Annotated in this window: 11 protein-coding genes; 8 read left to right on the forward strand and 3 right to left on the reverse strand. The window is 55.0% G+C overall.

The window, feature by feature from the left end; translation table 11 throughout:
- Nucleotides 1–48 precede the first annotated feature (48 nt).
- A complete protein-coding gene (locus G163CM_RS09955; RefSeq protein ID WP_231827892.1) occupies nt 49–1,278 on the forward strand; it encodes an alginate lyase family protein in 1,230 nt (409 codons plus the stop codon).
- Between the two features lie 19 nt (nt 1,279–1,297).
- Nucleotides 1,298–3,289, forward strand: coding sequence for a heparinase II/III domain-containing protein (locus tag G163CM_RS09960; RefSeq protein WP_231827893.1), 1,992 nt, complete (start codon nt 1,298–1,300; stop codon nt 3,287–3,289).
- A gap of 55 nt (nt 3,290–3,344) precedes the next feature.
- Here the strand turns inward: G163CM_RS09960 and G163CM_RS09965 are convergent, their stop codons facing one another.
- Both G163CM_RS09965 and fsa read right to left on the reverse strand, forming a co-directional pair.
- The gene (locus tag G163CM_RS09965; RefSeq protein ID WP_231827894.1) at nt 3,345–3,830 is read right to left on the reverse strand and encodes a hypothetical protein; all 486 of its coding nucleotides are present in this window, start codon (nt 3,828–3,830) and stop codon (nt 3,345–3,347) included.
- A gap of 165 nt (nt 3,831–3,995) precedes the next feature.
- Nucleotides 3,996–4,658: a fructose-6-phosphate aldolase gene (gene fsa / locus G163CM_RS09970; RefSeq protein ID WP_231827895.1), complete on the reverse strand. Its 663-nt coding sequence runs from the start codon at nt 4,656–4,658 to the stop codon at nt 3,996–3,998.
- Between the two features lie 133 nt (nt 4,659–4,791).
- Here fsa and G163CM_RS09975 point away from each other — a divergent pair, with 133 nt between their 5' ends.
- The 5 genes from G163CM_RS09975 to G163CM_RS09995 all read left to right on the forward strand — a co-directional run bounded on the left by G163CM_RS09975 (nt 4,792) and on the right by G163CM_RS09995 (nt 11,604).
- Nucleotides 4,792–5,691 carry a glycyl-radical enzyme activating protein gene (locus tag G163CM_RS09975; RefSeq protein ID WP_231827896.1) on the forward strand — a complete coding sequence of 300 codons (900 nt, stop codon included), beginning with the start codon at nt 4,792–4,794 and terminating at the stop codon, nt 5,689–5,691.
- A gap of 4 nt (nt 5,692–5,695) precedes the next feature.
- A complete protein-coding gene (locus G163CM_RS09980) occupies nt 5,696–8,128 on the forward strand; it encodes a formate C-acetyltransferase/glycerol dehydratase family glycyl radical enzyme (protein ID WP_231827898.1) in 2,433 nt (810 codons plus the stop codon).
- A gap of 232 nt (nt 8,129–8,360) precedes the next feature.
- The gene (locus G163CM_RS09985; protein WP_231827902.1) at nt 8,361–9,263 is read left to right on the forward strand and encodes an Rpn family recombination-promoting nuclease/putative transposase; all 903 of its coding nucleotides are present in this window, start codon (nt 8,361–8,363) and stop codon (nt 9,261–9,263) included.
- A 96-nt stretch (nt 9,264–9,359) separates the two neighbouring features.
- Complete coding sequence (locus G163CM_RS09990; RefSeq protein ID WP_231827903.1) at nt 9,360–10,175, forward strand: Cof-type HAD-IIB family hydrolase; 816 nt, start codon at nt 9,360–9,362, stop codon at nt 10,173–10,175.
- Between the two features lie 163 nt (nt 10,176–10,338).
- Nucleotides 10,339–11,604, forward strand: a complete 1,266-nt coding sequence (locus G163CM_RS09995; RefSeq protein ID WP_231827905.1) for a DUF1479 domain-containing protein — start codon at nt 10,339–10,341, stop codon at nt 11,602–11,604.
- Here the strand turns inward: G163CM_RS09995 and G163CM_RS10000 are convergent.
- Nucleotides 11,571–12,674: a LacI family DNA-binding transcriptional regulator gene (locus G163CM_RS10000; RefSeq protein ID WP_231827908.1), complete on the reverse strand. Its 1,104-nt coding sequence runs from the start codon at nt 12,672–12,674 to the stop codon at nt 11,571–11,573. The genes G163CM_RS09995 and G163CM_RS10000 overlap by 34 nt on opposite strands.
- 299 nt (nt 12,675–12,973) lie before the next feature.
- Here G163CM_RS10000 and G163CM_RS10005 point away from each other — a divergent pair, with 299 nt between their 5' ends.
- The gene (locus tag G163CM_RS10005; RefSeq protein ID WP_231827910.1) at nt 12,974–14,275 is read left to right on the forward strand and encodes an MFS transporter; all 1,302 of its coding nucleotides are present in this window, start codon (nt 12,974–12,976) and stop codon (nt 14,273–14,275) included.

Below are 14,275 nucleotides of genomic sequence, written 5' to 3' on the forward strand. Positions count from 1 at the left end.
GGAACATATTTTCGGCAGGCATCCCGACATTAACCAAGGGTATAAAATATGAAAATTGCGAAATATAGTGGGGCATTATGTTTGACGATGCTCTCCCTGAGCATTAGCGCCTCGTTGTACGCAGCAACCCCGCTGAAACCCGCCATTCTCTCACCAGACGATCTGGCGTTCAGCCAACAGCAAATTACGGCAAAAGCGCCCGCGTTCGTTCAGGCGCGCGATGCGCTGGTGAAACGCGCCGACGCGGCACTGAAACACCCGCTGTTTTCAGTGATGGATAAAACGCTGGTCGCCGTCAGCGGTGATAAACATGACTACTACAGTTTTCCGCCCTACTGGTGGCCCGATCCAGACAAAAAAGATGGTCTGCCTTACATCCGCAAAGATGGCGAAACCAACCCGGCAGCGAACAGTGACGCCACGGATAAAAACCGTCTGGTCAAAATGAGCAACGATGTCTATACGCTATCGCTGGCCTGGTACTTCACGCAGGACAAACGCTATGCCGAAAAAGCTGTGGCGCAAATCAACAGCTGGTTCCTGAATCCGCAAACCAAAATGAACGCTAACCTGCAATATGCGCAAGCGATTCCGGGTATCAACGATGGCCGCGGCATCGGCATCATCGACAGCCGCGCGCTGGTTGACGTAGTGGACGCCATCGAACTGCTGCACGGCACGCAGCAGCTTTCCGATAGCGATTATCAGAAACTTCAGGCGTGGTATGGCGATTTCTGGCACTGGATGATGACTAGCCAGAACGGCTTTGAAGAGCAGAACTGGCATAACAACCACGGCTCCTGGTTTGATCTACAGGCCGCGACGTTTGCCTGGTTTAGCGGAAAACCGGAAGAAGCGAAAAAACAGCTGCAAATAACCCAACTTCGCCGCATTGCCGGGCATTTTGATATTCAGGGCCGTCAGACCGCGGAGTTGGAACGTACCCGCCCGTGGCACTACAGCAACTTTAACCTTGAAGCCTATAGCCGTTTAGGGCGTCTGGGCGAGAAGGTGGGCGTTGATATCTGGAACTTCACACTCGACGAACACAGCCTGCGTAACGGCTACGCCTATATTACGCAGTTCGTCGACGGCAAAACCGCCTGGCCGTGGAAAGACATCGATAAATGGGATGACAAAAAGGCGCTGTTCAACGTCTCTTCCGCCGCCCACGCCTGGCCTGATGATGCAGCCTTCACGCAAAAAGCACGCTGGTTGCAGGCAAAATACCCGGATGACATCACCACACTCATCAGCCCACTGCCGCTCGCGCATTGATGTAAAGGATAAGCAGACCATGAAGCAATTTATTCATCGCTGGGATGCGATTCGCGAACGTGCCTTACGCGGTTCCCAGGTTGAAGCGTTAATCCGTGGGCTGGAACCCGTTCTCAGCACCCCTGCCAGGGTGCCTGAGACGGGGATCGCCAGCTGGAATCTCTACTACTTTTGCCCCGAACACGGCGTGCGGCTGATGTGGGATCGCCACTCGCCGACGCAGCATCACTGCCCGATTGATAACCAGATGTTCAGCGGCGAGCCCTACGACAGCGCGTGGTGGCGCGAGATGAACGGGCGCAACGCGCAGGCCTGCTATCAGTTGGGCCTGCTGTGGCAACTGACCGGGGAGAAGCGTTATGCCGATAAAGCGGCGGAAATATTAACCCGCTACGCCGAGTACTACCCCGGCTATCAGGAGCACGGCAACATTCCGCATAACGGGCCGGGAAAGATGAACGCACAAACCCTGTGCGAAGCCAACTGTATCCTGGATATGGCGTTAGGCTACGATTTTATCGCTGATGCGTTATCGCCCGCCGAGCAGCACTCAATCAGCCAGCGCCTGCTGCGCGAGGCCGCCACGTTTTTGATGGCCCACCGCAGCCCGCAAATTCATAACCATGAGGTTAAGATTAGCGCAGCAATTGCGGTCATCGGCTTTATTCTGGAAGACGATACGCTGCTTGATTTTGCCGTCAATCAGCCTTACGGGCTTCGCTGGCAACTGGAGCACGGCCTGCTGGAAGAAGGCTTATGGTTCGAAGGTTCGGTACATTATCACTACTATGCGCTACAGGGCTTTATGGCCTTTGAAAAACTGGCGTACGGCACGTACTGGAGCCTGCGGCATCTTCCTTACTACCGGCAAATGCTCGATTTTCCGCTTTCCCTGCTGATGCCGGACGGCACTTTCCCGCGCCTGAATGATTGCATCGCCGGGCAGGAAACGCTGCATCATCGCGATGTCTATGAATTCGCATGGTTTTTGTATCATGAACCGCGCTATGCCCAGGTGCTGCATTTCCTCGGTGAAGAGACTCAGGATATGGAAACGGTGCTGTGGCGCGATAATGCCCTGCCGGAGACTCACGCATCGCTTATTCCAGAAACGTCGCTGTACGCGCCGGGCGCGGGCCTAAGCCTGTGGCGCAAGCCGCAAAACGGCCAGGCGGTGCTGATCAAACACTCGCCCTATGGTGGCGAGCACGATCACTACGATCGCCTGAGCGTGTTGATCTGGGATAAACACTTCCCCATCCTGCCGGATCTCGGCACCACCGGCTACGGCGCGGCAATGCATTATGCGTATTACAAAAATAGCGCGACGCATAACACGCTTAGCGTCAATCAGACCAATCAGCCTCCCGCCACACCACAAGTTTCCGGCTGGCATCAGGGGAAAGATTATTTCTGGCTCGACAGCTACGTCGACTGGCGAAAGCCCGCTCCGCAGTTGAACAGCCACACGCGCGTGGAGTGGGATGTCGATGCCTGGAAGGACATTCAGTTTCGCCGCAGAGTGCTGTGGGCGGATGACGTGTTGCTCGACGTTTCCGATGTCGTGAATCCACATGAGCAACAGCTTGACTGGACGCTGCATCTGGATGCGCAGGCCGTGGATATGCAAGGGCAGTCGGCCATCTTCTCGACCACCGGCCCGCTTAGCATCCTGCGTAATAGCGTGGTTTCGCCGCTGATTGATTTTCAGCGCCGTCAGTTCCGCCATCCACGGGGTGAAATCGCGCTATGGTTCGCGGGCAATGGGGAGTTGTGGCAAGGCAATGCGCCAGGCAATCCGGCAGTTAGCGACCTGAGCTACGTAATATTACGCAGCCAGCAAATCGCCGCGCAGTTTGTTTGTGTGTGGGATTTTGACGCCGCCAGCCCGATTACCGATATCCAGCTCACGCATGACGCAGAAGGTATCTATTTTACCTGCTGGCGAGGTGAGACGGTCAGCCGAATTACCCTGCCAGCGTCAACGGGCGTGTTACCAATTCGGACATGATTTTCTTAATGCCACCTCTCTGAAAAGAGGTGGCATTCTATTCTGCCTAAAACATTCACGCGTTAATTGACTGGATCACTTCACCAAACGACAGCCCAAACATGGTTGTATCATCGGTAATAGGCAAAAAGCGTGAGTCCAGCGCATCTTTACCGTACTTAGCCGCTAATGTCTGCCACCCTTGTCCATCCAGGACAATAAACGCCAGAACATCGCCACCCAACGTATCCGTCATAAAACGGAGTTCGTAATCAGGCATAATGACCCGGTTGATCGCCTGCAATGCTGGATCTCGGGTAATTTCTTCTTCCTCGAAGAGCACCTGGGTTTTTCTACCTTTGTAGCTAAAAAACAGGTCATAGCCCAGATCGTTGTCCGCATCACAAGTCTCAGCGGTCAGGCCGTCGATGTGACAGTAGTCAGCAATATCTTCATCAAACTCCCGCCAGTCGACCCAAAAAGCTGGGCAATCTTTTGCGTGTATCAGTTCAATGTCTCGTTGCTGCATAAAAGTCTCTACAAACGCGTACGCCTTCTCCATATAGATATTCCTTATCTTTAAACGCCTTTCGTGAATACTAAAAACAGAACAGATCCATTAGATAACGAATAGGAATGCAGCAGCTAGTGTTTGATAGGGAAGCGAAGAAAACCAGGAATAGTGCTCAGGGAGTCCCGACAGCGTCCGCTGTCGGGAAGAATAATATTATAGCGAAGTACGGCCAAATGCCGATTGCCAGTCCTGCTCGAATTTCGCCACCGCGGCGTCCACCGCCGGATAGCTAATCAGCTGCTGCGCAACATCCAGCGGCAACGTAATCGATTTACAGCCCGCCAGCAGGCAGTCCAGCGCCTGACGCGGCGTCTTGAAGCTTGCGGCCAACACTTTGGCACGCGGCGCGTGCAGCGTCAGCAGTTCCTGCAATTCACATACGGTCTGAATACCGTTTCCGCCCTGGGCATCTACGCGGTTCACATAGGGCGCAACATACTCTGCACCAGCTAGCGCCGACAGCAAACCTTGCGCAGCACCGTAAACTGCGGTACCCAGCGTGGGAATACCTTCCTCTTTCAGCAGCTTGATAGCCGCAAGCCCTTCCGCGGTAACCGGAATTTTCACCACCAGATCGGGAATAATCGCGCGAAGCGTGTGCGCATCGTTCACCATACCGTCGGCAGTGGTGGCCATCACCTGCGCAAACAGGCGACCTTTCCCGCCCATGGCTTCGTACAGCTCAGGCAGTAAAACGTCGAGACGTTTCTTACCTGCGGCAACGATACTCGGGTTGGTGGTCACGCCCGCCAGAGGGAAAATCCGCGCCAGCTTTTTCACTGCCGCTACATCAGATGTGTCGAGATAGAGTTCCATCGCCGTTCCTTAAACCGTGAGATTGAGCATGCTTTAACACTACCACGGACAAACCTCACGTTTGGTTGATTTGCGTCAAAATAACTTTCATTCGAAAGTATTTAAATCTTTATACGAAAGATGAGGGCAACCTATGATTTTCAATATTCAGCGCTATTCCACCCATGACGGCCCAGGCATTCGCACCGTAGTGTTTCTTAAAGGGTGCTCGCTCGGCTGTCGCTGGTGTCAGAACCCGGAAAGCCGCTCCCGCGAGCAGGATCTCTTGTTCGATCCGCGTCTGTGCCTGGAAGGATGCGACCTTTGCCATCAGGCGGCGCCCGAGGTGATTGAACGCGCGCTGAATGGTCTGCTTATTCACCGCGAGAAGCTTAACGAAACGCATCTCGCGGCGCTTAGCGATTGTTGCCCCACTCAGGCGCTTACCGTCTGCGGAGAGGAGAAAAGCGTCGAGGACATTATGGCGACGGTGCTACGCGATAAGCCCTTTTACGATCGCAGCGGCGGCGGGCTGACGCTCTCCGGCGGCGAGCCGTTTATGAACCCGGAACTGGCGCTGGCGCTGCTGAAAAATGCCCATCAGCAAGGTATTCACACGGCGGTGGAAACCTGTCTGCACGTACCGTGGCGCTATCTGGAGCCTGCGCTGCCCTATATCGACCTCTTTCTGGCCGACCTGAAACACGTTGACGATGCGCGCTTTAAAAGCTGGACCGATGGCTCAGCCAAACGCGTGCTCGATAACCTGCAACGTCTTGCACATGCCGGTAAAAAGATGACCATTCGCGTGCCGTTGATTCAGGGCTTTAACGCGGATGTTGATTCCATCAAAGCGATTACCGAATTTGCTGCCGACAAACTGGGCGTGCAGGAGATTCACTTTTTGCCGTATCACACGCTGGGCATCAATAAATATTCGCTGCTTGGCCAACCCTACAATGCCCCCGACAAGCCGCTCGACGACCCGGAATTGCTGGATTTTGCCCAGCAGTATGCGCGCGAAAAAGGCTTAACGGCGACCCTACGAGGATAATCTGATGACCACTCTGACGCTCGATAAATTAACCGACCGCATCACAGCGCATAAATCCGCGCTGATAAATATCGTTAAGCCACCAGTCTGTACTGAACGCGCACGTCACTACACCGAAGCCTATCAGCAGCATCTGGATAAACCGATTCCGGTTCGCCGCGCGCTGGCGCTGGCGCATCACCTGGCGGAACGCACTATCTGGATCAAGCACGACGAGCTGATCATCGGCAACCAGGCAAGCGAAGTCCGCGCCGCCCCAATCTTCCCGGAATATACCGTGAGCTGGATTGAGAAAGAGATTGACGACCTGGCGGATCGCCCGGGCGCTGGTTTTGCGGTGAGCGAAGAGAACAAGCGCGTGCTGCACGAAGTGTGCCCATGGTGGCGCGGCCAGACCGTGCAGGATCGCTGCTACGGTATGTTTACCGATGAACAAAAAGCGCTGCTGGCGACCGGGATCATCAAAGCCGAAGGGAATATGACCTCCGGCGACGCGCACCTGGCGGTGAACTTCCCGCTGCTGCTGGAAAAAGGCCTCGACGGTATGCGTGCCAAAGTGGCCGAACGCCGCACGCGCATTAACCTGACCGTGCTCGACGATCTGCACGGCGAACAGTTCCTGAAAGCGATTGATATCGTGCTCAACGCGGTAAGCCTGCACATTGAACGTTTCGCCGCACTGGCGCGTAAAATGGCTGCCGAAGAGACGCGCGAAAACCGTCGCGATGAGCTGCTGGCGATGGCAGAAAACTGCGATGTCATTGCGCATGAGCCACCGAAAACCTTCTGGCAGGCGCTGCAGCTGTGCTACTTCATTCAGCTGATTCTGCAAATTGAGTCCAACGGCCACTCGGTGTCGTTCGCCCGTATGGACCAGTACCTCTATCCGTACTATCGCCGCGACGTCGAGCTGGAACAGACGCTGGACCGCGAGCACGCCATTGAACTGCTGCACAGCTGCTGGCTGAAGCTGCTGGAAGTGAACAAGATCCGCTCCGGCTCACACTCCAAAGCCTCTGCCGGTAGCCCGCTGTATCAGAACGTCACCATCGGCGGGCAGACGCTGGTCAACGGTGAAGCGCAGGATGCGGTGAACCCGCTCTCTTACGCTATTCTGGAGTCCTGCGGCCGTCTGCGTTCCACTCAGCCGAACCTGAGCGTGCGTTATCACGCGGGCATGAGCAACGACTTCCTCGACGCCTGCGTGCAGGTGATTCGCTGCGGCTTCGGCATGCCAGCGTTTAACAACGATGAAATTGTTATTCCGGAATTTATTAAACTCGGCGTCGAAAAAGAGGACGCTTATGACTATGCCGCCATCGGCTGCATCGAAACCGCCGTCGGCGGCAAATGGGGTTATCGCTGCACCGGTATGAGCTTTATCAACTTCGCCCGCGTGATGCTGGCGGCGATGGAAGGCGGCCGCGATGCCACCAGCCAGCAGGTGTTCCTTGCTCAGGAAAAAGCGCTTTCTTCCGGTAACTTCAGTAACTTCGATGAGGTGCTGGAAGCATGGGATACGCAGATTCGCTACTACACCCGTAAATCGATTGAGATTGAGTATGTGGTCGACACTATGCTTGAAGAGAACGTGCACGATATTCTCTGCTCGGCGCTGGTTGATGACTGCATCGAGCGCGCGAAAAGCATCAAGCAAGGCGGCGCGAAATACGACTGGGTTTCCGGGCTTCAGGTCGGTATCGCTAACCTCGGCAACAGCCTGGCGGCGGTGAAAAAACTGGTCTTCGATCAGGGGCTGATTGGGCAGCAGGAACTGGCGAAAGCGCTGGCGGAAGATTACGAAGGGCTGACGCATGAACAGCTTCGTCAACGCCTGATCAACGGCGCGCCGAAGTACGGCAACGACGACGACAGCGTCGATACGCTGCTGACGCGCGCTTACCAGACCTATATCGACGAACTGAAGCAGTATCACAACCCGCGCTATGGCCGTGGCCCGATTGGCGGCAATTACTATGCGGGCACCTCGTCCATCTCGGCAAACGTGCCGTTTGGCGCACAAACCATGGCAACGCCGGATGGCCGTAAATCCAAAACGCCGCTGGCGGAAGGCGCAAGCCCGGCTTCGGGTACTGACCATCTGGGTCCGACCGCGGTTATTAGCTCCGTAGGCAAGCTGCCGACCTCCGCAATCCTTGGCGGCGTGCTGCTGAACCAGAAGCTGAACCCGGCGACGCTGGATAATGAGAGCGATAAACAGAAGTTGATGATGCTGCTGCGGACCTTCTTCGAAGTGCATAAAGGCTGGCATATTCAGTACAACATCGTCTCCCGCGAAACGTTGCTGGAAGCAAAAAAACACCCGGATCAGTACCGCGACCTGGTGGTGCGCGTGGCAGGTTACTCGGCGTTCTTCACTGCCCTGTCGCCGGATGCGCAGGACGATATCATCGCGCGTACGGAGCATACGCTGTAAGCCCTTGCCGGATGCGGCGTAAACGCCTTATCCGGCCTACCAAACATGGCACAGGTCATGTAGGCCTGATAAGCGCAGCGCATCAGGCAAGGTTTCAAGCCGGGGAAACCCGGCTTTTTTTACGTCTTAGGGGCCGTTTTCCGAGTCGCCTCGCAGGATAATCACGCCAAAAACACATATCATTTTATGAGTGCTACAGTCCGCCCATCTTCAACAACCGGCACGGACCGCCATGAAAACCAAATTTCCTGCCACGCCTCATGATGCGATTTTCAAAACGTTTTTGCGCCACGGTGAAACCGCGCGCGACTTTCTTGAAGCGCATCTGCCACCCTTTTTACGCCCCCACTGCAACCTCGATACGCTTAAGCTCGAGCCCGAAAGTTTTCTCGATGAAAAACTGCGCTCACGCTATTCCGATGTGCTCTACTCTCTGCAAACCGGTAACGGTGCAGGCTATATTTACGTCATCATCGAACACCAAAGCTCGCCGGACGATCATATGGCTTTTCGCCTGATGCGCTACGCCATCGCGGCGATGCAACGTCATCTGGATATCGGTCATAAAACCATTCCACTGGTCATTCCGATCCTGTTTTATCACGGCGAGGAAAGCCCCTATCCCCATTCAATGGACTGGATTGACGAGTTTGACGATCCGGAGCTGGCTCGCCAGGTTTTCTATAATGCCTTCCCGCTGGTGGATATCACCGTCACACCGGATGACGACATCATGCAGCATCGCAGAATGGCGCTGCTCGAGTTGCTACAAAAGCATATTCGCCAGCGCGACCTCTCAGGTTTGCTTGAGCAACTGGTGACCCTGTTACTGTTGGGATACACTACGGAAACGCAGCTAAAAGCGTTAGTGAGCTATATGTTCGTAGAAGGCAACACCGAGAACTGTAGCGCATTGCTTGAGAAACTGGCGCAGCGCGCGCCAAAGCACAGGGAGACTCTGATGACAATTGCGGAACAGTTACATCAAAAGGGGCGTGAAGAAGGTCTATCTGAAGGCCAGCGTATCGCCGCGCAGCGCATCGCGCAAACGTTGCTCAAAGAAGGCCTTGATCGTGAAAAAGTCAGCGCGATCACCGGCGTAGCGGTGGAAGAATTGCAAACAACAGCACATTAACCCACGCCCTCATACTTTCATATGAAATAAATTTGTGGTTTCGGTCACATTGTAATTAGAATGTTTCTGGTCGCAGTTACATCAGGAGCACTGAGTATGACCGTTAAAGTTATCGTCACCGATATGGACGGAACTTTTCTTAATGACGCCAAAAAGTACGATCGTGACCGTTTTCTGGCGCAGTTTGAACAGCTTCAACAGCGTGGCATTGAGTTCGTCGTTGCCAGCGGGAATCAGTATTACCAGCTCATCACCTTCTTCCCGGAAATCCAGAACCGCATCTCCTTCGTCGCTGAAAACGGCGCGCTGGTGTATGAGCACGGGCAACAGCTTTTCCACGGTGAACTGACCCATCACGAATCGCAAACAGTGATTGGCGAGCTGCTGAAGGATAAAACGCTCAACTTTGTGGCCTGCGGTCTGGAAAGCGCGTATGTCAGCGAAAACGCGCCCGATGAGTTTGTGGCGCTGATGTCAAAGCACTACTACCGCCTCAAGCGCGTCGCCCGTTATACGGATATCGACGATAAGCTGTTTAAATTCTCGCTCAACTTACCCGATGAACAGATTCCTCTGTTGATTGATAAACTGCGTGTCTCCCTCGACGGCGTGATGAAGCCGGTCACCAGCGGCTTTGGTTTTATCGATCTGATTATTCCTGGCCTGCATAAAGCCAACGGCATCAGCCGTCTGCTCAAGCGCTGGGATGTCTCACCGCAGGCGTGCGTGGCGATTGGCGACAGCGGCAACGATGCCGAGATGCTGAAGCTGGTGAAATACGCGTTTGCGATGGAAAATGCTGCCGAGAGCATTAAATCGATTGCCGATTATCAAACGGATGACAACAATCATCACGGCGCGTTAAATGTTATTCAGGCCGTGCTGGATAAAACCGGCCCCTTCCAGGCGTAAGCCTGTCCCACCCGTATAGTGCCGGATGGCGGCTTTGCCTTATCCGGCCTACCGATCCCTGCCGAATCAACCAGCAACATTTTAAACTTGCATTAACTTATTTTTAACTTAAAGTATCACTTGTAATCACTTTTACTTTCGAATGAAAGATTGCGAGGTTGATATGGCTCTTACCTTTACCCACGACACGCTGCCTGCCGATCCGAAATTAGCGATTCGCCAGATGAAGGCCGCACTGCGCGCGCAACTTGGTGATGTGCAGCAGGTTTTCGATAAGCTGACCGCAAAAATTGAAGCCCGCGTTGCCGACATTGAGGCACGAAAAGCGCAGGGTCTGCCGATATGGCCGGAGATCCCATTTAATGAAATTGCATCGGGCAACATCAGCGACGCCACTCGCGAAGAGATCAAGCGACGCGGTTGTGCGGTAATCAAAGGCCACTTCCCGCGCGAGCAGGCGTTGGCGTGGGATCGCGCCATGCTGGATTACCTGGATGCCAACCGCTTTGATGATGTCTACAAAGGCCCTGGCGACAGCTTCTTTGGCTCGCTGGAGGCGTCGCGCCCGGAAATCTACCCGATCTACTGGTCACAGGCACAGATGCAGGCCCGACAGAGCGACAATATGGCCGCCGTGCAATCGTTCCTGAACCGTCTGTGGCAGGTCGAGAGCAACGGCAAACAGTGGTTTAACCCGGACGTCAGCGTGATTTATCCCGATCGTATTCGCCGCCGCCCGCCGGGCACCACCTCGAAAGGCCTGGGCGCACATACGGATTCCGGCGCGCTGGAGCGCTGGCTGCTGCCCGCCTATCAACAGGTTTTTGCCAATGTGTTCAACGGCAGGATTGACGAATACGATCCCTGGAATGCGGCGCACCGCACCGACGTGGAAGAGTACACCGTCGATAACACCACCAAATGCTCCGTCTTCCGCACCTTCCAGGGCTGGACCGCGCTCTCGGATATGATTGCCGATCAAGGCCTGCTCCACGTGGTGCCAATCCCGGAAGCGATGGCTTACGTGTTGTTGCGTCCGCTGCTTGATGATGTGCCGGAAGATGAGCTGTGCGGCGTTGCGCCAGGCAGAGTATTGCCAATTTCCGAAAAGTGGCATCCCTTGCTTATCAAGGCGCTGACTTCAATTCCGGCGGTGGAAGCCGGTGATTCCGTATGGTGGCACTGCGATGTTATTCACGCCGTCGCACCGGTGGAAAATCAGCAAGGCTGGGGCAACGTGATGTATATCCCCGCCGCGCCAATGTGTGAGAAAAACCTCGCCTACGCCCACAAAGTGCGGGCTGCGCTGGAGAAAGGTGCTTCGCCGGGTGACTTCCCGCGCGAAGACTACGAAGTTAGCTGGGAAGGCCGCTTTACCCTTAACGACCTGAATATTCACGGCAAACGCGCGCTGGGCATGGCAGATTGATTGTCATATAGCCCTTCACGATCGACGGCGGTGTGCCCTTTGCCGGGGCGCACTCGTCGTACCGATTCCCGCACGGCTAAGCGCCCATGCAGCAGCAGCGAACCAACCGGTGCATCCGGGCGAATCAGCCGTTGTTGCAGCATCTGCACTGCTTCACTGCCCAACTCATCGCGCGGAACATGTACTGCGGTCAGCGGAACATCTTCGATGGCCGCCAGATTAAAACCATCAATGCTCATCACCGAGATGTCCTGCGGCACACGCAGGCCGCGCTGACGCAGGGCGTTAATGGCCCCGGCCGCCATAAAATCACTCCCCACCAGCAACGCTGTCGGCAGGTTTTGCCCTTTACGCGTATCCAGCCACTCACCTACTCGCTCTTCCGTGGCTTTGGCACTGAAGCTGTTGATGTTCAGCAGGTCTCTGTCGTGCTGAAAATGCAGATTATGCTGCGCCCAGGATTCACGAATGCCCGCCAGCCGCTGTTCCATGGTGTAACGGCGCAGGCACATCACATTCAGCACTTCCCTATGGCCCATTTCAAACAAATAGCGGGCAGCAAATGCGCCAATCATGCGGTGATCCGGCGCGATCGCCGGCAAACGCATGCGCTCATCGCGACAGTTGATCAACACACAAGGTTTGCCAAGATCGGCGGCCAGATCGTGGATATGCGGATCGTCAATACCGAGCAGGATCGCCGCCTGGGTTTCCGCTTCGTTCATCCGCGAGAGAAACAGCGTCGGGTCGCTGTCATTTTCTTCCAGCGGACAGTAGCGCAGGCGGACTTCGTGCGGGGCAAGCGCTTTGCTGATGCTCTGGATCACGCGGTAGTAAAAGATATCCGAACGTTCGTCGAAAGCGCGCGGCGGCGCAAAGACCATCAGACTGTTGAGCAGCAAACGCCCCGCAGCCATGCCGTCCATCACCCCCAGTTCGCGCGCCGCGTTCAGTACCAGCTCACGCGCGCGCGGGCTGGTGTTGGCTTTTCCTGCCAGCACACGCGAAACGGTACTGGCAGAAAGCCCGGTGCGCCGGGCAATTTCGGCAATTTTCAGCTTCTTTTCCATTTTGTGATCCGACTCAAATTCGCGAATGAAAGAATTTTCATAGGGCAGAAACCCTATGTAATAAGGCCTGAGACAGGCATTCATAATGTATCTCAGCCACTCATGAAAAAACGTGCACAAAACCCGCTTTCCCTGGCTTTTTTTGTCTCTTAGTCTGAATTGGTAGAACAACTTCCATACAAGCATAGCGGAAGTGTCTAAAACTAAATAATAAGTATATCAAACGGTTAATTAGATTGGTGTGACAACTCTCCACGGAGTTGCCCCACCTTACCCTACAAAATTCTGTGGAGATCCCTATGAGTCAGGGCATCAATAACGATATGACCGTCAGCAAAACCCGTCGGGTGGTGAAAAACCTGCGCTGGTGGATGCTGATCCTGTTTTTACTTGGCGTAACCGTCAACTACATCACCCGTAATTCGCTGGGTATTCTGGCGCCTGAACTGAAAACCAGCCTCGGCATCACCACCGAGCAATACTCCTGGATAGTCGGCGCATTCCAAATTGCCTATACCCTCTTCCAGCCACTGTGCGGATGGTTAATCGACGTTATCGGCCTGAAGCTCGGCTTTATGATTTGCGCATCCCTCTGGGCGTTGGCCTGCCTGCTGCACGCCGGGGCCGGAAGCTGGCTGCATCTGGCGATACTGCGTTTCTTTATGGGTGGCGCGGAAGCGGCAGCGACGCCCGCCAACGCCAAAACGATTGGCGAATGGTTCCCGAAAACCGAGCGCCCGATTGCCTCTGGCTGGGCTGGCGTGGGCTTCTCCATTGGCGCGATGCTGGCGCCGCCGATTATCTATTTTGCGCACGCGTCGTTTGGCTGGCAGGGCGCGTTTATGTTTACCGGCGTGCTGGCGATGCTGTGGGTGGTGCTGTGGTGGGCGTTCTACCATAACCCGGAAAAACATCCGAATCTGAGTAAAAGCGAGCTGGAGTATATCCGTCAGGATAACGAAGCGCCGCCGGTCAAACTCCCGTTCTTTACCGCGCTGAAAACTGTCGGCAAAAACAAACGCTTTTACGGTATCGCCATCCCTGCATTTATGGCCGAACCGGCCTGGGCGGTGTTCAGCTTCTGGATGCCGCTCTACTTCGCAAAACAGTACAACATGGATCTCAAGCAGATCGCCCTCTTCGCCTGGCTGCCGTTTCTGGCGGCAGATCTCGGCAGCGTGGCGAGCGGCTATTTAACCCGGCTTTATAAGCGTCTGTTTGGCTTCTCCCGCGTCAACTCCACCGTCGCCAGCTCCGTCACCGGCGCATTCATGATGATTTCGCTGGCGGTAGTCGCCATCACGAAAGATCCAATTATAGCCGTGGTGCTGATGTCCATCGGCGGCTTCGGTCACCAGATCATCTCCTGCATGCTCAGCGCCCTGGTGGTCGAGTCTTTCGATAAAGGCCAGATGGCAACCGTTAACGGCATGCGCGGCTCGGCGGCCTGGATCGCCAGCTTCCTCTTTTCCCTGATTATCGGGGTGACCGCCGACAAAATCGGCTTTAACCCGCTGTTTGTCGCCATGGGTATCTTCGACCTGATCGGCGCCTGTTTCCTGGTGGCATTTATTGCTGAACGTCGCGCTAAACGCGCCTGA

The sequence above is a fragment of the Pseudocitrobacter corydidari genome, from assembly GCF_021172065.1.
Lineage (GTDB): Bacteria > Pseudomonadota > Gammaproteobacteria > Enterobacterales > Enterobacteriaceae > Pseudocitrobacter > Pseudocitrobacter corydidari.

Excerpts from the sequence above, each read along its gene's own strand:
- G163CM_RS09955 (WP_231827892.1), top strand. The coding sequence starts at position 49 with ATGAAAATTGCGAAATATAGTGGGGCATTATGTTTGACGATGCTCTCC.
- G163CM_RS09960 (WP_231827893.1), top strand. The coding sequence starts at position 1,298 with ATGAAGCAATTTATTCATCGCTGGGATGCGATTCGCGAACGTGCCTTA.
- G163CM_RS09965 (WP_231827894.1), bottom strand. The coding sequence starts at position 3,830 with ATGGAGAAGGCGTACGCGTTTGTAGAGACTTTTATGCAGCAACGAGAC.
- fsa (WP_231827895.1), bottom strand. The coding sequence starts at position 4,658 with ATGGAACTCTATCTCGACACATCTGATGTAGCGGCAGTGAAAAAGCTG.
- G163CM_RS09975 (WP_231827896.1), top strand. The coding sequence starts at position 4,792 with ATGATTTTCAATATTCAGCGCTATTCCACCCATGACGGCCCAGGCATT.
- G163CM_RS09980 (WP_231827898.1), top strand. The coding sequence starts at position 5,696 with ATGACCACTCTGACGCTCGATAAATTAACCGACCGCATCACAGCGCAT.
- G163CM_RS09985 (WP_231827902.1), top strand. The coding sequence starts at position 8,361 with ATGAAAACCAAATTTCCTGCCACGCCTCATGATGCGATTTTCAAAACG.
- G163CM_RS09990 (WP_231827903.1), top strand. The coding sequence starts at position 9,360 with ATGACCGTTAAAGTTATCGTCACCGATATGGACGGAACTTTTCTTAAT.
- G163CM_RS09995 (WP_231827905.1), top strand. The coding sequence starts at position 10,339 with ATGGCTCTTACCTTTACCCACGACACGCTGCCTGCCGATCCGAAATTA.
- G163CM_RS10000 (WP_231827908.1), bottom strand. The coding sequence starts at position 12,674 with ATGGAAAAGAAGCTGAAAATTGCCGAAATTGCCCGGCGCACCGGGCTT.
- G163CM_RS10005 (WP_231827910.1), top strand. The coding sequence starts at position 12,974 with ATGAGTCAGGGCATCAATAACGATATGACCGTCAGCAAAACCCGTCGG.